This window comes from Streptomyces sp. Isolate_45 (assembly GCF_024721315.2).
Classification (GTDB): Bacteria; Actinomycetota; Actinomycetes; order Streptomycetales; family Streptomycetaceae; genus Streptomyces.
The window spans coordinates 22,829-46,692 of the sequence record NZ_JANFAK020000004.1 but is presented as its reverse complement, the minus strand read 5'-3'; the positions used below and the strand labels follow the sequence as shown (position 1 = coordinate 46,692).

At 68.0% G+C, this 23,864-nt stretch carries 15 protein-coding genes; 12 read left to right on the top strand and 3 right to left on the bottom strand.

Annotation, left to right across the window (positions count from 1 at the left end):
- Positions 1-32: 32 nt before the first annotated feature.
- From NOD94_RS02515 to NOD94_RS02490, 6 genes are all read left to right on the top strand, one after another.
- Positions 33-1,322 carry a UDP-N-acetylglucosamine 1-carboxyvinyltransferase gene (locus NOD94_RS02515; protein ID WP_281204100.1) on the top strand — a complete coding sequence of 430 codons (1,290 nt, stop codon included), beginning with the start codon at positions 33-35 and terminating at the stop codon, positions 1,320-1,322.
- Positions 1,319-2,548 (top strand): metallophosphoesterase, encoded by a 1,230-nt coding sequence (locus tag NOD94_RS02510; RefSeq protein WP_281204023.1) that lies wholly within the window; start codon positions 1,319-1,321, stop codon positions 2,546-2,548. Before NOD94_RS02515 ends, NOD94_RS02510 begins: the two co-directional genes overlap by 4 nt.
- The gene (dcd, locus tag NOD94_RS02505; protein ID WP_030822272.1) at positions 2,545-3,081 is read left to right on the top strand and encodes a dCTP deaminase; all 537 of its coding nucleotides are present in this window, start codon (positions 2,545-2,547) and stop codon (positions 3,079-3,081) included. The genes NOD94_RS02510 and dcd overlap by 4 nt, the downstream gene beginning before the upstream one ends.
- The gene (locus NOD94_RS02500) at positions 3,078-3,614 is read left to right on the top strand and encodes a deoxycytidine triphosphate deaminase (protein WP_281204022.1); all 537 of its coding nucleotides are present in this window, start codon (positions 3,078-3,080) and stop codon (positions 3,612-3,614) included. The genes dcd and NOD94_RS02500 overlap by 4 nt, the downstream gene beginning before the upstream one ends.
- Positions 3,611-4,708: a glycosyltransferase family 4 protein gene (locus tag NOD94_RS02495; RefSeq protein WP_281204021.1), complete on the top strand. Its 1,098-nt coding sequence runs from the start codon at positions 3,611-3,613 to the stop codon at positions 4,706-4,708. The genes NOD94_RS02500 and NOD94_RS02495 overlap by 4 nt, the downstream gene beginning before the upstream one ends.
- An 88-nt stretch (positions 4,709-4,796) precedes the next feature.
- Positions 4,797-5,855, top strand: a complete 1,059-nt coding sequence (locus NOD94_RS02490) for a serine hydrolase domain-containing protein (protein WP_281204020.1) — start codon at positions 4,797-4,799, stop codon at positions 5,853-5,855.
- Between the two features lie 308 nt (positions 5,856-6,163).
- On the opposite strand, the gene NOD94_RS02485 is transcribed toward NOD94_RS02490, so the two are convergent.
- Together NOD94_RS02485 and NOD94_RS02480 are read right to left on the bottom strand one after the other, a co-directional pair.
- A complete protein-coding gene (locus tag NOD94_RS02485; protein ID WP_281204019.1) occupies positions 6,164-6,643 on the bottom strand; it encodes an ASCH domain-containing protein in 480 nt (159 codons plus the stop codon).
- Entirely contained in the window at positions 6,640-8,694 is a 2,055-nt protein-coding gene (locus NOD94_RS02480) for a GNAT family N-acetyltransferase (RefSeq protein ID WP_281204018.1), read from the bottom strand. Before NOD94_RS02480 ends, NOD94_RS02485 begins: the two co-directional genes overlap by 4 nt.
- Before the next feature lie 210 nt (positions 8,695-8,904).
- Between NOD94_RS02480 and NOD94_RS02475 the strand changes: the two genes are divergently transcribed.
- Positions 8,905-9,453 (top strand): very short patch repair endonuclease, encoded by a 549-nt coding sequence (locus tag NOD94_RS02475; protein WP_348652302.1) that lies wholly within the window; start codon positions 8,905-8,907, stop codon positions 9,451-9,453.
- Here NOD94_RS02475 and NOD94_RS02470 read toward each other — a convergent pair.
- Positions 9,430-9,612 (bottom strand): hypothetical protein, encoded by a 183-nt coding sequence (locus NOD94_RS02470; protein WP_281204106.1) that lies wholly within the window; start codon positions 9,610-9,612, stop codon positions 9,430-9,432. The two genes, NOD94_RS02475 and NOD94_RS02470, sit on opposite strands and share 24 nt — an antisense overlap.
- Positions 9,613-9,755: 143 nt before the next feature.
- Here NOD94_RS02470 and drmD point away from each other — a divergent pair, with 143 nt between their 5' ends.
- From drmD to drmC, 5 genes are all read left to right on the top strand, one after another.
- Positions 9,756-13,028 (top strand): DISARM system SNF2-like helicase DrmD, encoded by a 3,273-nt coding sequence (drmD, locus tag NOD94_RS02465; protein ID WP_281204016.1) that lies wholly within the window; start codon positions 9,756-9,758, stop codon positions 13,026-13,028.
- Positions 13,028-17,095 (top strand): DNA methyltransferase, encoded by a 4,068-nt coding sequence (locus NOD94_RS02460; protein ID WP_281204015.1) that lies wholly within the window; start codon positions 13,028-13,030, stop codon positions 17,093-17,095. The genes drmD and NOD94_RS02460 overlap by 1 nt, the downstream gene beginning before the upstream one ends.
- Positions 17,096-17,185: 90 nt before the next feature.
- The gene (gene drmA, locus NOD94_RS02455; protein WP_281204014.1) at positions 17,186-20,713 is read left to right on the top strand and encodes a DISARM system helicase DrmA; all 3,528 of its coding nucleotides are present in this window, start codon (positions 17,186-17,188) and stop codon (positions 20,711-20,713) included.
- The gene (locus NOD94_RS02450) at positions 20,710-22,581 is read left to right on the top strand and encodes a DUF1998 domain-containing protein (protein WP_281204013.1); all 1,872 of its coding nucleotides are present in this window, start codon (positions 20,710-20,712) and stop codon (positions 22,579-22,581) included. Before drmA ends, NOD94_RS02450 begins: the two co-directional genes overlap by 4 nt.
- Complete coding sequence (drmC, locus tag NOD94_RS02445) at positions 22,578-23,423, top strand: DISARM system phospholipase D-like protein DrmC (protein ID WP_281204012.1); 846 nt, start codon at positions 22,578-22,580, stop codon at positions 23,421-23,423. Before NOD94_RS02450 ends, drmC begins: the two co-directional genes overlap by 4 nt.
- The last annotated feature ends 441 nt before the right edge of the window (positions 23,424-23,864 follow it).

The following is a 23,864-nucleotide window of genomic DNA, read 5'->3' as shown; positions in this document are numbered from 1 at the left end:
CACTCACCCGAGCTTCGGCCTCGAACGCCGAAGTGATCGCCGTACGCCCCGGCAGCCCACTCGCCGGCTCCGTCACCGTCGACGGCTCCAAGAACGCCGCCCTTCCCATGCTGGCGACCGCGGCGGCCGTACGTCGGAACGTCCAGCTGGAGAACGTTCCGGCCAGCGCCGATGTCCAGGCGATGGTTGCCCTCCTCCAGGGAACCGGCTGGCACGTGGCCCGAGCGGTCGGACGGCCTGACATCCTGCTGGTCATGGCGCCCGAACACGCGCCCGCCGTTCCCGACCTGACCCGCGCCTCGGCCATTCGGGCCTCGTACTACCTGGTGCCCGCCCTCCTCGCGTTACGGGGCACTGCCCGGCTGCCGTGGCCAGGCGGCTGCCGGATCGGTCAGCGCGGGATGGAGCTGCACTTCAAGGTGTACGAGGCCTTCGGCGACCACGTCACCATCCAGGACGCCGGGTACTCCGTCGAGGCCAGCGGACAGGGCAGCGGCGGCACGGTCTCGCACGCGCTGCCCTTTCGGTCGCGCGGCGCGACGATCGCCGCAGTGCTGCGGGCGGTCGTCGCCGACCGAGCGTTGCGCCTGGGGCGCCCTAACCTCTCGCCGGAAGTCCTGACCGTGCTCGATGCCCTCCGCTCGGCGGGTTGGCAGACCAAGGTGAGCGACAGGCTCCTCGCCCTCGATCCGGCACCCACACTCGCCGACGAGATTCCGGCCTGGCGCGTGCCGGGCGACAAGGTCGAGGCGGGAACCCTCGCCTGTGCCGTCGCCACCACCGGCGGCAAGGCACGGATCGACGGCGTCCACGGCCGGGACCTCGTGCCGTTCCGGGCGGCGCTCCAGCGGCTGGGCATCCCCACATCGGTGCGGGGCGAGGCGCTCCTCGTCGACGGCAGCAGCAACGCCGGCCCGACGGGCCGGCCGCTGCGGGCCATCGCCTCCCTTTCTCCCGGGGGCCTGGACGCAGACTTCGAGCCGCCGCTGTTGGCCCTGGCCCTCGGCCGACCCGGAACCCATCTGTTCGCCGACTCGATCAACCCCGGCCGTCACGGCAACCTGCTGCCACAGCTGGCGAGGCTCGGGGCCGACATCGAGGAGATCTCGCCCACCGAGTGCCGCCTGACCGGTCCGCAGCGCCTCACCGGAGCCGGTGTCGAAGCGACGGACATCCGCACCGGCTCCGCCCTCATGGTGGCCGCCCTGACCGCCCGCGGAATCACCACCCTCGGCGGAGTCTCACAGCTGCGCCGGGGCCACGCCGACCTGCCCGGCAAGCTGCTCCAGCTCGGCGCCGACATCTGCGAGGTCGCCCCGTGACCGCAGGCCGTTCGATCCGGCAGATCCTTGCTACCACGGACGTGCACTCAGCCCTGGGCGCCGGCGCCTCCTTCCTCGGCCACCTCCACGAGGCACGGTCGGACAGCCTGCTCGTGGACTGCGGCGACTTCTTCGAGGGCACCGGCTACTACCGGCTCGGCAAGGGCACTCTCGAACGGGACGTCCTGCTCGGCCTGTACGACGTCATCGCCCCCGGAAACCACGGCTGGGCGCACTACTTCGAGCCCGCCCTCCACCAGCGGACCGTCTGCGCGAACGCAGTCGACGATTCGACCGGCACCCCGCTCTTCCCGCGCCTGCGCATCGTGGAGGTCGCGGGCCGATCCACGGCCTTCACCGGGGTGATCGGGCTCCAGGCGTTCGACTCGATCCCGGTCGCCCAACGGCCGGGGCAACGGGCCGTCGAGCCTGTGAAGGCCCTGCGCGAGCTGATGCTGGCGCACCACCACGAGGTCGACTCCTGGGTGCTCCTCAGCCACTCCGGCTTCGAGGAGGACCTCGGGCTCGCCGATGCCTGCCCCTTCCTGGACGTGATCTTCGCGGGCCACTGCCACAGCGATCACACGGGCCCAGCACGCATCGGCAGCACCCTCGTCCTGAAGGGCCGCGAGCTCGGCGTCGGCTACGCCGTCGCCACGTACACGCCCGACCGCTGGGCTGGCCGGACCGCCCTCTTCTCCGACACCGCGGACGCCACCCCGTCCGTCCTGCCGCCCGAGCTGGCCTCCCTACGGGACCGGATCGCGGCGTTCGACGCACAGCTGGCCGAGCCGTTGGGCCGGATCGCGGAACCGTACCGGAACGAACAGCTCGATCGCCGGGCCATGGTCCAAGACCTGGCCGACCGGCTCCGGAGCGGCCTGGGCAGGGACGCCGTCGTCCTGAACGAGACCGCCCTCCGCACCACGATCCTGGGCGAAATCCTGACCACCGGCGATCTGCTGACCATCGAGCCGTTCGCGAACTCCCTGGTCGAGGCCCGGATCGCACCGGCCCACCGTCACGACACCGAAGCCTTCCTCGCCCACCTCACCGAGCGGGTCGGACCCCTTGTCACTTCTCCCGACCTGCTTCCGGCCGGGCTGACGAGCGTGCTGACCACCGACTACCTGGCCGACAGCTGCCTGGGCGGCCGGGCCCGTCCCACCGGCCTGAGCCTGGGCTCGGCGATCCGGAGCACCCTCACGAACGGAGACGACCAGTGATCCTGACCGGTCCGGAGATCATCTCCGCCTCGCGCGACGGGCGGCTGCGCATCGACCCCTTCTCCTCCTCCCAGGTCAACCCGAACAGCTACAACGTCCGCCTCGGGCCCACCCTGCTGACCTACACGGACGACGTCCTCGACTCCCACCGCCCCAACCCCACCCACCGCGTCCAGGTTGGCGACGACGGCCACACCCTGCAGCCGGGCGAGCTGTACCTCGGACACACCATGGAGGAAGTGGGCTCGGACCGCTTCGTCCCGCTGCTCTTCGGCCGCTCCTCCGTCGGCCGGCTCGGACTCTTCGTCGAGATCACCGCGCCCATCGGCGACATCGGCTTCCATGGTCAGTGGACTCTGATGCTCACCCCGACCCGCCCCGTCCGCGTCTACGCCGGGATGAAGATCGGGCAGATCATGTTCTTCGTCTCGGAGGGCGCCATCGACCTGTACTCCGGCAAGTACCAGGCGTCCGCCGGGCCGCAGCCCTCCGCCTACTGGCGCGACCTCGCGCCCTCGGCGGTGACGCCGTGATCCTGACGGGACCAGCCATCGCCGCCGCCCGCGACGCGGGCCACATCACGATCGACCCGTACGAACCCGACCGCCTCTCCCCCAACGCCTACGACTGGCGCCTCGGCAGCATCCTCCGCGTCTGCCAGGGCGACTTGGACGCCGCCGCCCCCACCGCCTTCCGCGAACTCGCCCTCCCCGACGACGGCTACGTCCTCGAACCCGGCAACCTCTACCTCGGCCACACCCTGGAGCGGACCGGATCCGAGACCTACGCCCAGCTCCTCAACGGCGACCGGACCACCGGCTGCCTCGGCATCTGGGTCCACGTCTCCGCGCCCCTCGGCCACCAGGGCCACGCCATCCGCTGGACCCTGGAGATCAGGGCCACCCGCCCCGTGCGCGTCCGACCCGGCATGACCTTCGGGAAGCTCGTCTTCCTCCGCACCCACGGCACGCCGGCCAGCTACCAGCAGCACGGTCTCAAATACCGCACCAGCGACGGCATCGAAACCTCCCGCCTCTACGAGGAGAACCCCGGAGGACTCCGGTGAACCGCCTCGTCGCCACCGCCCTCGACCTGCCGTACCCGAGCCCCGGCGGGAGCGTCGAGCTCTTCCTCGACCTCTACACCGGCGAGCGGCCCGCCGTCCCCGCCCGCGCCTTCATGCTCGCCCCCGACGGCCCCCGCCCCCGGACGCCCGCCGGCCTCGACCTCCTCCACGCCACCGGGAAGTCCATCGGCGGCGACCGCTTCAACCGGTACGTCACCGGCCTCCGTCACGCCCTCACGGCCGCCGTCGACCCGCAACAGATCAGCGTGCTGCACCTCCACCACCTGGCCTTCGGCGCCACCCCGGCCCTCCTGCGCGCCTTCCCCCGCCACCCCCGCATCGCGTTCGTCCACGGCACCGACCTCCTGTACGCCGAGAACCACAGCACCCAGCTCCGCGTCCTGCGCGAGGCCGCGAACGCGGCCGACGCGATCGTCGTCCCCACCCACGCGATGACCGACCGCCTGCTCAAGCTCGCCCCCAAGGCCGACAGGCGCAAGATCGAGAAGATCCCGTGGGGCGTCCCCGACCAGCTCCTGAGCGCTCCCCCGCCCCGACCCGCACGACGCCGCACCAGCCACCTGCGCGTCCTCTTCGCAGGCCGCGTGAGCTCCGAGAAGGGCCTCGAGCCCCTCCTCCAAGCCGTCGCGGCCACACCTTCCATCGAACTGAGCGTCGCCGCACCCCGGTCCCAGTTCCAGGACCTCGTACCGGTCATCCGCCAGCACGGCGTCCACGTCCGCTACCTCGGCTGGTTCCGCCGGCAGCAGCTGTGGAAGGTCTTCGCCGACCACGACGTCCTGGCCGTGCCCTCCACCACCCTGGAGGCCATGGGCCTCGTCGCCCTCGAAGCCCAGGCCTGCGGCCTCCCCGTCCTCTACCAACCGGTCCCCGGCCTCACCGAGGCCCTCGCCGGCACCGGCATGGCCACCGACTTCGCCACCCCGGCCACCGCGGCCCACGACCTCAACCGCCTCCGCACCACACCGGGCCTGCTCGAACTGCTCCGCGCAGCCGGCCGCACCAACGCCGCCCGTTTCCCCCTCAGCGCCACCGCCTCGGCCATCACCGACCTGGGCCGACGGCTCACCTGACACCACCCGTGGCGCAGTCGGGCCGACCCCGAACACGTCACTAGGCTGGCCAGCGGACCACCCGCGGCCGTACGACGATCGGGAGACCATGACCACGCCCTCCACCGCCCGTATCGAAGACCTCCTCCAGACCGGCATGCGCGAGGAGGTCTACCCCGGCGCGGTGTGGGCGGTCGGGGACGCCGACGGCGTCCGCGCGAGCGGAGCCGTCGGCCTCCTCGACCCCGACCGGCCCGACGAGCCCATGCGGCTGGACACCGTCTTCGACGTGGCCAGCCTCACCAAGATCCTCGCCGTCTGGTCCACGATCGGCACGCTCGTCGAAGAGGGCAAGCTCGACCTCCACGCCCCGCTGGGCACCTTCTGGGACGAGGTAGCCGGCCACCCCCTGACCCGGGCCACGGCCCACCACCTCCTGACCCACACTGCGGGCCTGCCCCTGCGCGCCAACCTGAAGAACCTCTACGGCACCGACCCCCAGGACATCCGCGACGGCGTCCTCCACGAAGCCCTCCACCGCCCACCGGGCGAGGCCGTCGAGTACACCGACCGGGCCGCCCTGATCCTCGGCTACCTCGCCGAACACCTCTCGGGCCAGCCCCTGGACCAGCTAGCCATCGACCGCGTCTGGCACCCCCTGGGAATGACGCGCACCCACTTCGGCCCCCTCCCCACCACCGAAACGACCTGCTGCGCCCCCACCGAGTACGACGACACCACCGGCACCCACCTCAAGGGCACCGCCCACGACTTCTCCGCCCGCCTCCTTGGCGGCGTCTGCGGCATCGCCGGCACCTTCTCCGTCCTCGACGACCTCGCAATCTTCCTCCGCCACATGCTCGCCCCCACCCGGGCCGCGTTCGGCCCGACCTGGGTCAAGGACTCCCTCCACCTCCAGACCGGTGCCCTCACCCCCGCCCGTGGGCTCTTCTGGCACCCCGCCCCCGGCACCGACCCCGCCGCGGACGTCTGGGTCCACTACGGCTTCACCGGCACGGGCATGTGGATCAGCCCGGCCCAAGACCGGTGGGCCGTCCTCCTCACGAACAAAATCCGCTTCAACCGCGATCGGGAGCCCTTGACGGAAATCCGCAACGCTTTCCGTCTCGCCGCATTCACGGTGGTTGTTCCGAGGCTCCAGGCCTGACGGCAACCCCGTCCACGCGGAGGCTTTGATCGGCTTGGCGGAGGACCTCTCTTCGGCCGTGTCCGAGACGGCCTATCGGGCAGTCCGGGCACAAGGCCCGCACGCTCCAAGCGTCTTACCTGTAGAGCCATTGGAACGCGAACTGCCACGGGCCCGCTGCCGTATCCCACCGGCGCTCTCATCCTGGGTGACCGACGCGGCAGTCAGCCATCGGGGAGACGGCGGCTCGGAGGCCACCCGGAAGTCCTGCTACGGCACCAGGTGGCCGATCACTACCAGCGTGACGTCCCCACTGCGCGTACAGGAGCCTACGCAGGCGTCAACTCACTGAGGGCCCCTTGTAGGGCTTCGCTCTTGAGAGGGGTCGCCGCAGCCAGTTTCCGCAGATCCTCGCCAGTCAAATACCGGTAGCTCTGCGGTGGATGGAACGAGCCGGAGGCCCTGAGAGCCGCCAGAGGAACCGGCTCCTCGAAGGCGACCGGCTCCTCCAAGGAGAGGCCGCTGGCCCGGGTCGCGCCGCTCATGTAGTCGTCGTACTCCCGACGGCTGATGCCAGTGCTCGTGCGACTGGCGGTCCACACCTCACGAGGGCTGGCCACCTGCACCGAGGCGATCCTCGCCATGCCGACGATGGCCATCGTCGGCGCGGTCGCGTAGAGGAGTACGGGTGTCCCAGGAGTAGCGGCGACGCGTTGGCGGCGTACCTCCACCGTCTTGGTGCCGGCCAGGATCGCCGTCGCGAACCTCGGGTGGACGGACAACAGCATCGCGCGCTCCGGATCGCTCACGTCTTTCGGTGCCCCTCTTCGTACACGGCCTGGAACAGCGCGTTGTCGATCTTCGACAGCGACATCAGCGACAACCGTAGCCCCAGCCCGTTCGCCAGCGCGGTCAATCGCGAATGCGTCACCTGTACGGGAAACAGCTCCGTGTCCGAGAACCTCAGCGCCATGACCCGGCCCGTAGCATCGGCTGCCGCACGCACTTCGGCACGACCATATACGCCCAGGTGTTCGAATCGTGAGAAGAGGGCGTCAGGGTCGCCGATGACCACCTCGTCGAGGCGCGAGCAGCCGATCACCATCTTGCCCTGCTGCCCTGCGGACCCCTCACTGACGTACCAAAGGATCCGAGCGGGGACGCTCTCGCCCCGACGGCCGGCCGACCGGTAGTACACGTGCTCGCGACTGATTCCGAGTACGTCATCGCGCGGTACGAGCATTGCCGGAACGTCGAAGAGCTCCGTGGACCAGCGCGGCTTGACGGGTGCGATGAAGGTCGGCAGGGCAGAATCGACCAGCTTCGCCGGCCACCACACCCTCTCGGCGATGCTCGCGATCTCCGCTGGCGCACGGGCGTCCAGGACCGGCGTCACAGCGCCGGTCCGCCCCGCGATCTGCCCGGCGGCCCCGGAGACCGCCTCCGTCGGCCCGCACACGTCTACCAGGAGCGCGGTGAAGCCCTTCTCGTCCTCGACGAAGCCGTCGGGGCCTGCTGCGACCACAGCCGCCCTTGAGGGGCCGGGGTCGATGATGCGCACGGCCTGGGCGCCCCGGTCCCGCCCGAGCCTCTTCAGCATGAAGAGCAACTGGCGGGCGAGCGTCTCTTCCAGAGCGTGCGATGCGGTCCGCAGGAGAGGAACGTTCAGCGTGCGGCCGTCCAGCGCCCAGGCGTACAGCGCGACAGGGCGCCCATCGCCGTCCCGGATGAGTTCCCTGCGCCACAAGACACCGTCACGGGCAAGGCTGGTCAGACGCTCCGACAAACCGACTCCACCGTCACCACCGGCCTCGTCGAAGAAGGCGACGAGCCCCTCTTCACTTCCGGGCTCGACCTCGGCGGCGGAGAAGGCCGTTCCCATGAGATCGGCAGGGCGATACATCTGGGCTTGGCGGAGTTCGTCCACATGGAGCGTCACGGCCTCGGGAGAGACCACCCTGACGCGCGCCACCTCCCAGGCGATGTCTGCCAGCGCCGCCAGGTCGGAATCACGGGTCACCAGTACCTGCAGGCCAGCACAAGACGTCTCGGCCAAGTAGCGCAGCCGCGCACTCAGGCCGACATCGATCACAACGCCGGGCATCTCCTTGCCCACCGCTGCGGTCAACTCCTGCTGGCGGCTGACCACCGCGGCGGTGTCGGGCGCCAGGGAGCGGAGCCTGGACAGGCCGGCACGTTGGTGGTTCCGCTCCTCCCGGTCCTCCACCGCTTGAACGTGCAGGAGGAGCTGCGGCGTATAGGCGAGCTCGACCAGGTCTGCGAGCCACCCGGCCTCAAGGGCCCTCGCTTCCTCGACCGCACTCTCGGCACCCGTGCCGTGAAGCCCGGAGAAGACCGTGTGGTCGACCGTCACGACCAGCAGGGCGTCGCTCTGCGCTTCCGTGAACAGGTCGTCGTGACCGTGGTCGAGCCACCAGGTGTCGAGGGTCTCCTTGTCACTACCCCGCCCGAGGCCCTCACCCTTCGGCACGAAGCCCAGGCCGCTCCAGGTGGCGCTGAGCCCGTAGTCACGGCGGCACCTGGCCCTGATCCCGAGCCTGTGACTTTGACTGCGCCGCAGTTCTGCGATCAGGAGCCTCGCGATCCCCTTGCCCCGGTGCTCCTCCGCCACGCACAGGTGCACGAGGCGAACGTGCTGGCTACGCTTGGGCAGTCCGAAGAGCGCGTATCCGACCAGCTCACCGTGGTCCAACGCAACGAGCAAGCCACCGTCGTCGGCGTACTTCCGGTACGCGGGTGGCGTGAGCAGACCGAGCCGCTTCGTGTAGCGGTTGCCTAGGGCGATGGCCGCACCGAACATCTCCGACTGCTCTCCGGTCACCGGCAGCACTTCGATCACCGTGTTCCCCTCCGCTTCCGTGGGTATCGGGTCGATCACTCCCAGCGCATAGTGTCGAACCATGGGTGAGCGGGCCACCGTTTGACCAAATTCAGCCGTGTTGGCTCGAATTGACACTCCACGGCAGCGGTGCGGCGGCCGCCACCCCAAGCAGACACGAGAGCGCGACCCTGCGGGGTTACCGAATGAACGCTGAGCAGTTGTCCGGAGGTGGAAACAAAAGGCAGTCGTAGTGGCGTGCCAGCGCCGCGGGACGCCAACGTCCGGAAGGTGATGACCGCCCAACGCAACCGGGACACTGCGCCGGAGCTGGCGCTGCGCCGCGCCCTTCACGCGTTGGGCTTCCGTTACCGCGTGGACCTGCCGATCCCAGGAATGCCGCGTCGGCGCGCTGACGTCACCTTCACACGCTGGCGGACGGCGGTGTTCGTCCAAGGCTGCTTCTGGCACGCCTGCCCGACACATCAGCACGCTCCGAAGCACAACTCCGAGTGGTGGCGCATGAAGTTCGACACCAACGTTCGCCGGGACGAGGAGACCGACGCGCACCTCGCGCTCCTGGGCTGGCTGCCCCTCCGCATCTGGGAGCACGAAAGCGTGGACGGTGCTGTTCGACGCGTGATAGCAGCCCTTGCCACCCGAGGCCATCCCCTCGCCCTGAGGCTGGACGCCCACAACCTCGCCCCTTGGCTCCAGGCCGGAACAGCACCCCCACGGTCGGCGGCGTCACCCCGGTCAGAACGGCGGAACTCCCGCTGAGGCGCTCGGCTCGTCTGCCGCTGGCGGGTGCACGTACCTGCCCTCCTTGAACGGGGTGAACCAAGCACCGAACGGCATGGGCGCCACCCCCAGGGTGGAGCCGACCCCGCTCTCATCGATGCCGCCCATCGAATCGCCGTACAGCCACTCGAGGTCCACGGGGGCCAGTAGGCTCTCTCTGCGTCCTACCAGCGGCGTCTGCCGGGCTGGGATGCAACTGGTGACATAGAACTCGGGCAAGACTCGGGCTCGCGCCACGATGCACGGAACGACAGGCGATCCGGGAGCGGGAGTTGACACGGGTGGGTATCGAAGAGGTCGACGAGGCGGACGAAGCGGTGCCAACCGTCGGCCAACTGGTTACGGTACGTAATCGGAATTGGGTAGCCACTGCCGTGGAGCGCTCCTCGATCACGGTCGAGGAGCCGGGCAGTCCACTGTTTGCCGAGGCCCAGCACCTGGTTTCCCTGGTTTCGGTGGATGGCGACTCCGGTGACGAGGAGTTGCGCGTCCTGTGGGAGCTGGAGCCTGGTGCTACCGCCCGTGAGCAACACGCCTTGCCGTCTCCGGTGAGCGGGTTCGATGACCCGGCGAAGTTGGATGCCTTCCTTGACGCTGTGCGCTGGGGCTCGGTGGCAACGGCGGACAAGACGTTGCTGCAGGCGCCGTTCCGCTCCGGCGTGAAGCCGGAGGACTACCAGCTCGACCCTGTGGTGCGGGCGCTGCAGATGCCGCGTACGAACCTGCTGATCGCGGATGACGTTGGTCTCGGTAAGACCATCGAGGCGGGTCTGGTGATGCAGGAACTGATGCTGCGGCACCGGGCCCGGACCATGCTGATCGTGTGCCCGGCTTCGCTCACTCTGCAGTGGCGCGATGAAATGCGCGACAAGTTCGGCCTGGGGTTCAAGATCGTGGATGCGGAGCTCCTGAAGGAGCTCCGCCGGTCTCGCGGGCTGTACGCGAATCCGTGGACGCACTACCCGCGATTGATCGTCTCGATCGACTGGCTCAAGCGGGAGCGGCCCATGGCGCTGCTGCGCTCGATCCTGCCGCCGGCGCCGCAGTATCCGCGCGCCTTTGACCTCCTCGTAGTCGATGAGGTGCACACGTGCGCGCCTTCGGGGTCCGGGAAATACGCGGTCGACTCGCAGCGCACCGACGCGATCAAAACCTTGGCCCCGCACAGCGAGCACCGGCTGTTCCTGTCGGCGACGCCGCACAACGGCTACTTGGAATCGTTCACCGCCCTGTTGGCTCTGTTGGACGGCCACCGCTTCGCCCGCACCCTGGAGCCCTCGGAAGAGGCCAAAGCACAGGTGATGGTGCGGCGACTGAAGCGGGATCTGCCGCCGAACTGGGACGGTAGCCCGCGCTTCCCGGAACGTGACCTCGACCATCCCCTTGAAGTCGTCTACGATGCCCCGACACGCGACGCCTACGCAAAACTCGACTTGTACGCGCAGTCCCGCCGCGAGACGATCTCCGGCCAGCTGACCTTGCAGGGCACTGCGCCAAGTCGGGCTGCGGACTTCGTCGTCACGCTGCTCAAACGCCGCTTCCTGTCCAGCCCGAAGGCCTTTGCCAATACGGTGGACACCCATCTGAAGACGATGCTCGCCCGGGGAAGTCGCAACGAAGCCGAGCGGGAGTACGACCGCGGCGCGTATACGGTGGCGGAGAAGGTCCTCGCAAAGATGATCGGGCAGCTGGACGAGTCGGCTGAGGACGATGCCGCCTTCGCGGAGACAGCCCAGGAAGCCCTTGCCACAGTTCGTCGGTTCGCCCCGCCGCTTACCCCGGCCGAGCAGAAGCTGCTGGAGGATCTGCGCGACTGGGGGGACCGCAACTCGGAGAAGTCCGACGGCAAGTTCACCGCCTTCCTCGGCTGGCTGCGCGCCATCGTGCAGCGAAACGGAACCGATGGGATGAGCGGCAGCTGGGACGGCGATCGGGTCATCGTGTTCACCGAATACCGCGATACCCAGCGCTGGCTGCACGAACGACTCATCAGCGCCGGTGTGCCGAACGAGGCGATCGCCCAGCTCTACGGCGGCCAGGACCGCGATGAACGCGAGCGCGTCAAGAACGTCTTCCAGGACGACCCCGACGTCGACCCGGTGCGGATCCTGCTCGCCACCGACTCCGCGAGCGAGGGCATCAACCTGCAGAACCACTGCCACCGGGTCTTGCACTGGGAAATCCCGTGGAACCCCAACCGCCTGGAGCAGCGCAACGGCCGAGTGGACCGGCACGGACAGACCGCGGCGAAGGTCGAGATCGTCCATTTCGTGCCTCAGGGCTGGGACCGGAAGCGCGAAGAGGACACCGGATTCACCGAGGGCACCTTGGAGGACGCGATGGCGTTCCTCGGCGTCGCGGTCCGCAAGGTCGAGCAGATCCGCACCGACCTCGGTAGTGCCGGAGAAGTGATCGCCAGCCAGGTCGAGCAAAAGATGCTCGGCAAGCGCTCCAGCTGGCAGACCACCGACAGGGAGATCCAGCGCCTGGCCGGCAAGGCCGTACTGAAAATCGAACGGAATCTGGCGCACGACCTCCAGCAGGCCCAGGAACAGCTCACGCGGACCCGCACCGAGCTGAATCTGAACCCGGAGACGATCGAGCGGGTCGTGCGGACCGCACTCCGTCTGGCCCACAAGAAGGATCTGATCGAGACTCCGTCGCCCAAGGGAGTCAAGGCACGATGCTTCAGGCTCCCGGAACTGAAGGAAGGTTGGGCACAGGCACGCAACGACGGCTTGCGGCACCCGGTCAGTGGCAAGGAACGCCCCGTCACCTTCGACCAGGACTACGCTGGACGTACTGACGTCGTGCTGCTGCACTTGAACCACCGCCTGGTCGATCTGTGTCTGCGTCTGCTGCGCGCTGAACTGTGGTCCGAGGACGAGCACGGCGCGCATCTGACCCGTGTCACCGCCCGGATCGTCCCTGGCGACCTGTTGCGCAACCCTGCAGTGATCGCACACGGCCGCGTCGTGCTCACTGGGAACCGTGGAGTGCGTCTGCATGAGCAGATCGCCCTGGCCGGTGGATCCATCGAACACGGCAAGCTGGTGGTGGAGAAGAACCCGGAAACCCTGGAACACTGGCTCGCTGCCGCGTCGCAGGACGCGCCGCCGCCCGAATTCCTCGACCGGCTCACCGCGCTGTGGGGTGTACTGGAGCCCCCTCTCGGCAAGGCACTGCAGACCGAGTCCAACAAGATCGCGCGCAAACAGCGCAAGGTCCTGGACAAGCGCTGCGAGGAAGACGTCAAAGCAATGCAGTCGGTACTGACCGAGTTGGAGCGCAACATCCGGGACTCCCTGAACTCCAACCCGCTCTGGCGCCAGGACTCGCTGCTGGCCCCCGACCCGGAACGCGACCAGCTCAAGAAGGACCGCACGGAACTGGAGGCACGCCTCGCCGCCGTCCCTGAACAGCTCGTGTCCGAGGCCGCAGCCCTGCGCCACCGGTACGCGGACCCAGTCGCCCGCCGATTCCCCGTGGCGGTCACCTTCCTCGTCCCCGCCTCCCTGACCGTAGCCGCTCCTTCCCACCAGGAAGGCCACTGATGCCAACGCGCACCCGTTCCCCGAAAGCCGAGCAGCAGACCCCGATCGAGCAGCACGCCGAGTGGCTCAACCTGCTGCGTCCGGACGGACCGTTCCTCACCGCGAAGATCCTCGCCGACGCATTCCCGCAGGGCCTTGACGTTGTTGACACTCCACTGCGCGGCCGCCTCCGGCAGGCATGGGCCGAACTGCAGGCCGAACCGGCGACGCTGTGCAGCGCCTGGCAGCACCTGGTCCTGGAAGAACTGCTCGGCTACCAGGGCCAGGCACTGCGCCAAGGCTCGATGCTGCCCCGAGAACTGACCGACCTCCCCGGCACAGCCCCCGATGCACTGCTCATGGGCCCTCCTGACCCGACCAGCGGCCTGCCCGGCGTGGCCGAACGCGCACTCATCTACCGACGCCCCTGGGGCGAACCCCTCACCCGCGCCATGAAGGGCTTGCCGTCGGCGGCCGAGCAGGCCGCCGAGCTGTGCCGACGCCGTGCCGTCCCACTCGCACTGCTCACCAACGGCACCCTGTGGGTCCTTGTCCACGCCCGGCCCCAAGCACCGACCTCGGTGGCTGTCTTCGATGCCGACGCCTGGTTCGAGGAACCGCTGCTGCTGCGCGCCTTCACCTCCCTGCTCGGTGTCCGCTGCGCCGCGATCGCGCCCAAGGACAGCGAGAGCAAGGACACCGACTCCCTCGCCGCACTTTTCACCCGCACGGCCGACGACACGACCGCTGTCACCAAGACCCTCGGCAAGCAGGTCCGCGCGGCCGTCGAACTCCTTGTCGCGGAGCTCTCCCGCCTCGACCGTGAGGCCGACGGCGTCGTGCTGGAAGGCGTCGCGCCGCGGACCGTCTACCGCGCTGCGCTGACCGTCATGATGCGGATCGTGTTCCTCCTCTACGCGGAGGAACAGGGCCTGCTGCCGGCCGACGACGAGCTGTACGCAGACTCGTACTCGGTCACGAAGCTCTACGACCGCCTCGATCAGGACGACGCCGACATCGCCGACCGCTGGAAGGCTGCCTGGCCCACGCTGCTCGCCACCTTCCGAGCCATCCACGGCGGGGCCCGGCACCCGGACATGTGGATCCCCGCATACGGCGGGTCCCTGTTCGACCCGAAGCGGTTTGCCTGGCTAGAACGCCTGAAGGTCACCGACCGTGTCGTCTTCGCCATGCTCGACGCACTGGTCAAACTCAAGCGCACCACGCCGGCAGGCAAGGTCACTTCGACGGAACGCCTGTCCTACAAGGGCCTCGACGTCGAGCAGATCGGCCATGTCTACGAGGGTTTGCTCGAACACTCCGCCATTCGGCTCGACGAGCCACGCCTCGGGCTCAAGGGCAAGTCTGGTGCCGACGTCAAACTGGCTGACCTCGAAGAGTGGAGCGCGGCGGGTCACCTCCAAGCCAAGACCGTCAAGCTCGCCGGCCTGACGGCGAAGCAGTTCACCGCCGCAATCGCGACCGAGCCGACCGGCTCACAGATCGGTACCCTCGACGCAGCCTGCGATAACGATCCCGAGCTCGCCGACCGAGTGCGGCCGTTCTACGGCCTGCTGCGCTCCGACCTGCGCAACGAGCCGGTTGTCCACCCTGCCGGGACGGTCATCGTCACCCAGGTCGGCGACCGGCGCGACTCCGGCACGCATTACACACCGCGCGTGCTCGCCGAAGAGATCGTCCTACACACCCTTGACCCACTCTGCTTCTCACCCGGCTCCCCGGAGGGTGTTCCGCGACCCGCCGATGGGAGCCAGCCGCCCGAATGGCAGGTGCGTCCGGCATCAGAACTCCTGGCGCTCAAGGTCCTGGACCCCGCGATGGGCTCTGGCGCGTTCCTGGTCTCGGCGTGCCGGTACTTGTCGGAGCGGGTCGTGGAGGCGTGGGACCGCGATGGGCTGCCGGACACGGTCGCTGCGCGTCTCGGCGAGCATCGCGAAGACCGAGATGCGCAGCTCCTCGAAGCACGTCGCATGGTCGCCGACCGTTGCCTCTATGGCGTCGACATCGACGAGATGGCGGTGGAGCTCGCCAAGCTCTCGCTGTGGTTGGTCACCCTGGCGAAGGGCCGTCCGTTCAACTTCGTCGACCACGCCCTGCGCTGCGGCGACTCCCTCATCGGCTGCTTGACGGCGGACCAGATCGAAGCCTTCCACCTCACCCCGAGTAAAGGTCATCGTCTCAACGCCCGTCTCAGCGGCGAAATCGACAAGATCACTGGCCCGCTGTTGGCCCGAGCCGCGGAGCTGCGCCGCGACATCGAGCAACACGAGGTCACGGACATACGAGACGCTCGGGCGAAGGCCGCGAAGCTGGTCGAGGCCGAAGCGCTGACCGAACAGCTCCGCCTCGCAGCGGACGCCGTGGTCGCGGCGAGACTGTCCACCGCGACGACCAAGTCCGATGACGCCTACGACAACCGCCTCACGTCCATCGCCGACCTCGTCGAACAGGCACTGCAGGGAGACAAAGCCGCGGCGGCCGAAGCCCGCAATATCGTCGACGGCTGGCTCCTGGGCCCCAGCGGCGGACCGCGCACGGCCCCGCTGCGTCCACTGCACTGGCCGCTTGAGTTCCCCGAGATTGTCGCTGACCTTGCTCGTGGCGACCATCGCTTCGATGCCGTGGTGGGGAACCCTCCGTTCTCGGGCGGCGTTCAGACCAGCGCACGCATTGGCAAAGACAGCTTGAACTACATCAGCCAGGTAATTGCCCAGGGCCACGGGTCTGGCGGTCGGGCAGACCTCTGCACATACTTCCTATTGCGCAATCTGAAACTTGCCATCAATGGGAGAACTGGCATCATCGCAACAAATACCATTGCGCAAACCGACTCCCGCGAAGTGGGCCTAGACCGAATCCTCACCGAGGATTGGAAAATCGGTCGCGCTGTCAAGTCCATGGCATGGCCGGGGGAAGCCGGCGTGTACGTGTCATTGGTATGGGTTGGAATTCTTGGATCCGCCGAAAAGCCCATCCTCGAGGGAAAAACCACCCATGACATTTCGTCAAGCTTGACCGCATCATCGCGAACAACTGGGGGCCCAAAGAAGCTGGCTGCATGCGTTGGCCAAGCCTCGGTTGGCTGTCAGGTGACAGGGGAAGGATTCATCCTCAACGCAAGCAGCATGCAGTCTCTGCTCTCATTGAACGAGCGGAATAAAGATAGAATCTTTCCGCTCCTCAACGCTGACGAGATCAACAATCGGGCAGACTCCTCGGCCATCCGATGGGTGATTGATTTCGGGATGATGGACCTTGAAAGCGCACAACACTTTCCCGACCTGATCGCAAGAATCGAAGAATTCGGCCGCCCTGATAGGCCAGCATGGTGGAGATTTCATCGACCACGCCCCGAGCTCCGTAAGGCAATCGCCGACCATGACCGCATTCTCGTGATTGGCCTGCACAGCAAATATGGACTGCCGGTCATCGTGCCCAACAATCAAGTCTTCTCGCATGCCTTGTGCGTCTTCTACAAACCCGACGTGACGGCAATGCTCGCCCTTCTGACGAGCGCATGGCATTTCAACTGGTGGACCGTCAAGGGCGAGTCGACCCTGGAGACGAGGCTTCGCTACACTCCCTCCGATGGCTTCGACACGTTCCCACAGCCGGAACTCACGCGGCGCATCCGTGCCGCCGGCGAGGAGCTGGACACCTACCGTCGCCATGTCCAGCTATCGCGGACCCCGCAGCTCGGCATGACCGACCTCTATAACGAGGTCCACAACCCGGCGAACCTCGACGCCGATATCCAGCGCCTGCGCGAGATCCATGTCGAGATCGACGAGGCCGTCACTGAGTCCTACCTCGCCCACCCCCTCGCGGCGCACTTCGGCTGGACGCCGCTCGTGCTGAACCATGGATTCCACGAGCCGGTCCATGGCCTGCGCTGGACCGTCGACCCGGATGTCCAGATCGAGATGAACGACCGTCTCCTCGAACTCAACCATGCCCTGTACGAAGACGAGGTCCGCCGCGGCCTCCACAGCAAGAAGGGCTCCGCCAAGGCCAGGAAGACCGTTGCCCCCGCAGCGACCCCGGATCCCGGCGATGGGCTCTGGTAGGGGGGCCTTCCAGCGCCGGAGCCCACGTGTGGCACAAGCTCGCGGCTGCGTTGCGCCGCGCTGTCAGTGACTCGTCCTATCGTTGTGACCATGAGCGATAAGTTGCCGCCCGCGACATCGAACAGCCCGGTGCTGGCTGTTCCGTCCCCAGGCTCGATACGTGACGAGCTGGCCGAGCTCGTGGTGCTGGACCTGCTCGGACCGGTGGGCGGCGACCAGGAGGAGGTCGCTGACTCCCCGACCGACTGGTACGTGCTCGGCCGCCTCGCCCCGAACGGCACGACGATCGTGCCCGAGGAGATAGACGCCTCGCTCGGCGACAGCGAGCTGCCCGGCGCCGATGAGGGCTCGCCGGACGCGGACGCGCCGAACGTGCCGAGTCTGGCCCCGTCGTCGGTCGGGTTCACCGCGCGGGTGCGCGGTGATGCCGACCGGCTGGAGGTGACCGGGCGGTGGGCGCGTTACGTCCGCTCGCACTCGACGGATCCGAGCATCGAGAAGCTGATCTGGCGGCGCACGCCCCACACCGGCTGCGTTCCGGTCAAGCTGGTCGAGGGCCAGGTCGAGGCTCTGGTGCTCGACTCCGAGGACGAGAAGGTGGTGCTGCGCGGCCGCGTGCGGCGCTTCCACAACGACTGGCTGGTCACCCTGTTCCTGGTCAACACCACCGAGACCGACTCCAACTCCGCCCTGCACTGGGTTTTCCAGGCCGAGCTGTCGGCGGACGGCGCGGACGGCGCGGCGGTGTTCCTGCCCCGGCACGAGCCAGGATCCGGTGGCGATGCCGTTGACCAGGGCGAGCAGCGACGGTTGGCGATGGCGTACCGGTTCAGCCCTGAGTTCGCGGTGGGGCACGCGACCGGGGTGAGCGCTACGGCCAGTGACGCCGACCCGATGAGAGCGGTCTCGGTATGTACGAAGGCGGCGCCGGAGTACGACATCGCGCAGACCGACGCGCCGTCGTTCGACAGCGATCCGGACCTCCCGGAGCTGGTGGACCTGTTGGTCGACATGAAGGAACTCGGCGCGTGCGAGCCGCAACGACTGCGGGCGGGGCTGATTCCGCTCGTGGCCGGATACCGGGCGTGGATCGAGCGGGCCGAGGCACGGATCGGGCAGGACGGTCAGTATCTCGACGAGTACGCAGACCAGGCCGAGGAGGCACTGAACGAAGCCAAGCGGGCGGCCGACCGGATCGAAGCGGGCATCGAGCTGGTGCTCGGTGACCCGGACGCCCTGGCCGCCTTCCGCTTTGCGAACAGCGCGATGCACCTGCAGCGTGTCCACACACGGGTCGCCGCCGCCCGACGCCGCGACGGATCCCGTGACCTCAACGCAGTGTTCCGCGACGAGGACAAACCGGCCAACCGCTCCTGGCGCCCCTTCCAGCTCGCGTTCCTGTTGCTGAACCTTCCCGCACTGACCGATCCCGCGCATCCGGAGCGTGCCACGGGAGCCGATGCGGTGGCGGACCTGCTCTGGTTCCCCACCGGTGGCGGCAAGACCGAGGCGTACCTCGGCCTGACCTCCTACACCCTCGCCATCCGCCGGCTGCGACCGGACCTCGGCGGCCTCGACGCAGGCCATGGGGTCGCCGTACTGATGCGCTACACCCTGAGGCTGCTGACGATCCAACAGTTCCAACGTGCCACCGCACTGATCTGCGCGTGCGAGGTCCTGCGCCGTGCCGACGAGGCGCGGTGGGGTGCAGAACCGTTCCGGATCGGCCTGTGGGTCGGGGGGAAGGTGTCCCCGAACACGACCGACAAGGCCGTCGACTGGGTCAAGGACGTCCGCCGGGCGAGCGGGAAGCCCCATCAGAACTCCGGCACCCCCTACCAGCTCACCAGTTGCCCGTGGTGCGGAACGAAGATCGAGAAGGGCCGGGACATCGAGGTCGACAAGACTCTTCGCCGGACCTTCCTGCGCTGTCCCGAGCTGTTCGGCTGCCCCTTCGGCGGCGGCGACCCGAACCGTGAGGGCCTGCCGGTGGTCGTCGTCGACGAGGAGATCTACCGACTGCTGCCGAGCCTGGTGATCGCGACCGTCGACAAGTTCGCACAGCTCACCTGGAACGGGCGCACCCAAGCCCTGTTCGGACGTGCCTCCCGGTACTGCTCCCGACACGGCTACGTCACCGCCCAGATCGCCGAGGAGGACTGGGAAGCCAGCAGCCACCTCGCGGAAGGACGCCATCCTGCTGCGACGCTCACCGCGGCCAAGCCGGTGCGTCCCCCGGACCTGATCGTGCAGGACGAACTCCACCTGATCTCCGGTCCACTCGGCTCGCTGACCGGCTTGTACGAGGCCGCAGTGGACCGCCTTGCCACGTGGGAATACGCACCGGGCAGGACGGCGCGGCCGAAGGTGATCGCCTCGACGGCCACCGTGCGGCGCGCCGAGCGGCAGATTCATGCCCTCTTCGACCGGCGCACCGAGGTCTTCCCGCCACAGGGACTGGAAATCGGGGACAGCTTTTTCGCCAGACAGCGGCCCACGGACTCACATCCCGGTCGCCGCTACATCGGGATCTGCGCGCAGGGCGTGCGCACGAAGTCCACGATGATCCGGGTGTACGTCGCGGTGCTCGCCGCCGCGCAGACCGTGCACAAGAAGTACGGGCACAATCCGGTGACGGATCCCTACATGACCCTCGTCGGCTACTTCAACAGCCTGCGCGATCTAGGCGGCATGCGTCTGTCGGTCGAGGACGATGTCTCCACCCGACTGGAGCGGATCAACGAACGCGGCCTGTCGAGGCGCTACGACCTGCGGCTTGAGGAGCTCACCTCGCGCCTGACCTCGGAGAAGATCCCCGACATCCTCCAGCAGCTGGAGTACACCTTCCCCCGGGCGAACAAGCTGACACCGATCGACGTGCTCCTGGCCACCAACATGATCGCCGTCGGAGTCGACGTCTCCCGGCTCGGCGTCATGGTCGTCGCCAACCAGCCCAAATCCACCGCCGAGTACATCCAGGCGACCAGCCGCGTCGGCCGCGCCGCACCCGGCCTCGTCTTCACCGTGTTCAACTGGGCCCGCCCACGCGACCTGTCCCACTACGAGACCTTCGAGTACTTCCACGCCACCGTGTACCGGCACGTCGAAGCGCTCTCGGTCACCCCGTTCGCGGAACGCGCCATAGACCGGGGCCTGACCGGGGTGCTCGTGGCGCTGGCCCGCAACCTGGAGGCCGGCGACAACGGCAACCTCGGCGCGCAGACCTTCGATACGCACAGCAGCAAGGCCGACCACATCGTCCGGTACCTGGAACGCCGCGCCGGCGAAGTTGCCACGGACCGGGCCGTCGCAACGCGGGTACGCGAGGAGCTGGACAGCATTCTGGACCTGTGGGCGCGCGAACAGCGCCGCCCCGCTGCCCGACTCGCCTTCGACGCGAAGGGCAAGGCCGACGACATCGTCGGCCTGCTCCACAGTCCGGATTCCGGCCCCTGGAAGCGCACAACCTGTCCGACCTCCCTGCGCGAAGTCGAGCCGGGTATCCGACTGGTGCTGCGGACCGCTCCGGGTAACGCCGACGACCACGAGCAGCACCCGTTCCTCCCGCGCCCGAACCCGGACGCCAACGGCGCCGGAAACGAAGGGGACCACTCATGACCATCACTGCAGACGGTGCACGCTCAGCGAGCAACCTGCGGGTCGGAGAGCTGAGGCCCAGCCAACTCCTGCACACCTACGGTGTTGGCGCGGTCGCGGACCTCCCGAACCTCTCGGTGATGATCCTCGGACTCGATGAGTGGGAGCTGGAGAAGGCCGCGATCGTGCCGGAGGAGCGGCTCCTTGCGGCGGTGCGCAGCAAGCTCGGCGCCCAGGTGCAGCATCTGCGGATGCCGCCGTACACGCCGGAGGACCCGAACGACTTCACCGGCGCCTGGTCCCGGATCGGTGTGCCGGTCGCGGTGTTCCCTGGCTGGCTGCGCTGCACCGACACCCGGTGCAACCGGCTCGCCCCGGCCGATTCCGGGCTCTTCCACCTGCTGCCCAACAGCGTGGCACCCGACCAGACCCGCTTCGTCCACTCCTGCCGCGAGACCGGCCGCAAACGGCCGACCGCTGTGCCGGCCAGGTTCGTCTCTGCCTGCCCAGCCGGACACGTGGACGACTTCCCGTGGATGTACTTCGTCCACCGGGGCGCACCGTACGGCACGGATCACACACTGAAGCTCGTCGAGCGCGGTACCACCGGCGAGGCGGCGAACATCTTCGTCGAATGCTCCTGCGAGGTGAACGCCCGGTCCATGGCCGAGGCGATCGGCACCCGCAGTGAGCAGGTACTCCCGGCCTGTCGGGGCCGGCACCCGCACTTGGGAACCTTCGAAACCTGCACCGAACAGACCCGGACCATGGCACTGGGTGCGACGAACGGCTGGTTCGCCATGCAGCTGCGGGTGTTCTCCATCCCGCACGCCGACGATCCGGTGGACAGCGCCGTGGCCGAACACTGGGCCGGGCTCCGGGTGGTGGCACAGCTCCCCCGCGAGACCGCGCGCCTGGTCCTGCCCACCCAGGTGATGTGGCCACAGCTCGAACGCTTCGGCCCGGACGAGGTATTGGACGCGATCTCGCGACACCAGGGAGAGAACCAAGCCGGCGCCGCCGAAGACACCGACGCACTGGACATCGCCGGACCGGAGTGGCTTGCCTTCATCGGCAGCCCGCAGAACCACCCTGACTTCAGCGTCAGCAACGAGCCCGTCCCAGCCGCACACCGTGACTGGCTCGGCCAGGTGCGTCTGGTCAAGCGCTTGCGCGAAGTGTCCGCGCTATACGGATTCAGTCGGATCGATGCGCCGGAATGGGGCTCCGCAACCAGCGGAGGCGAGGCCCTGGAGGAGAACCGTGCGCCCCTCTCCAGCTCGGCGCCGATTTGGCTGCCCTGCGCGGAAACCCGCGGCGAGGGGATATTCCTCCGCTTCGACGAGAAGCGGATCAGCGCCTGGGAACAGGACCCGAACGTCATCCGCCGAACCAGAACGCTGAGGAAGGCACACGAGAAGTGGTGCACCCAGCGCCGCACCGCCGCGGAGTGGCCAGGCATCCGCTATGTGTTGCTGCACACCTTCTCCCACGTCCTGATTCGAGAGTTCGCCCTTGAGTGCGGGTACGGCGCCTCCGGAATCGGCGAGCGGATCTACGCGCGCTCAGGTTCAGATTCAATGGCCGGGATCTTGCTGTACACCGCAGCCCCCGACAGCGAGGGCACCCTCGGCGGGCTGGTCAACCTCGGCGGACAGCTCAGACTTGGTGCCTTGATCGACCAAGCGCTCGAGGCTGCGCGGCTGTGCGGCTCGGATCCACTGTGCGCCGACCATGACCCGGTCGCCCACGGTCGCCTGCACGGTGCTGCCTGTCACGCCTGTCTGTTCGCGGCGGAAACGTCCTGTGAACGGGGCAACCACTTCCTCGATCGCGAACTGCTCGTAGAAACGTTCAGCGGCCGACCGGGCGGGTTCTTCACGGCATGAACGGCCACAGCGCCTCCGAAGCTGCGCCCAGCCTGCCCGAAGTACTCTCCGGCCTCGTCGCCACTCTCCCCTCAACGCACCTCGCCGCCTGGATCAACGTCCTGCGAACGGTGCACGGCCCTGACGGGCGCACGGAATCCCGCCTCGTCGCAGCACACCCGGGCGTAGGTCTCGGGCCACGCGCCGGCCTGCTGCTGTCCGCATGGCGGTCCACCGATCCACAACTGCCGGGATGTGCCCTGGCCCTGGCCCTCGAAGCCGCCCGCAACCGATACGAGCAGGATCTCGCTACCCATCACGTCGAGATCGCCGTCTCGGGACCAGTGAGCGACGCAGTGTCGGTCAGGCTCACCGCATCCGTCGCAATCCAGGTAATCCGGGCCGCCAACGCCACGCTCCTGGTCACCAGCTACGCCGCGTTCGGCATCCAGCAGATCGTCAGCGAGATCAGGGCAGCCGCAGACCGAGGCGTAAGGGTGGATCTGGTCCTGGAGACCGCCCGCGCTTCCGGCGGCCGACTGCACGGAGACTGCGACGGGCGTACCGCATTCTACGAACTGCGCTTCCTCCCAGACGTACGCCTGTGGCAGTGGGCGAACGACGAGCGGCACGGGCCTGGCGGCCGATACGGCAGCATGCACGCCAAGATTATCGCCGCCGACCGGAGCATCGCCCTACTCGGCAGCGCCAACCTCACTGACAACGCATACAGCGACAACTTGGAGGTAGGTGCTGTCATCCGCGACCCACGCGCCGTCGCCAATCTCGTCGATCACTTCACCAACCTGATGCATTCAACCGACGGCCCCTTGACCCGACTGCCCTGGCAACGAGTCTCATAGCCCTAAGCACGCATCGACCGCTGCCACACCCTGTGGATAGCTCGTTTGGTCGGATGAACAACCCACCAGCACCTTCCCGGTTCAGCTCCTACGAGAGGCCTCTCCGCAGACGCGGTAGTCGGCCTCGAGGGCCTTCTGCGGCCCTGAGTTCGGCGTATCACCTGACGGGCAGGCGGAGGCCTTGGCGGTGATGGTGGACGTGGCAGGCGAAGGTGTGATGCCCCGTCGTGCTCGGTGCTCACGCGGCAGATCGACTCGGCACGCCGTACTCGGCCCGTGTTCCATGTCCCCGCGGAGACAGAAGTGGCCCTCACAGAGCAGACCTGGACCATTCACGGCATCGCGCAGGATCCTGCCATGACACCCGGATCACGTTGCCAGCCAGCGACGATCCTTCCTCGTCAAAGCCTCCGCTGGGGAGAATCTGGGGAGAACGCAGAC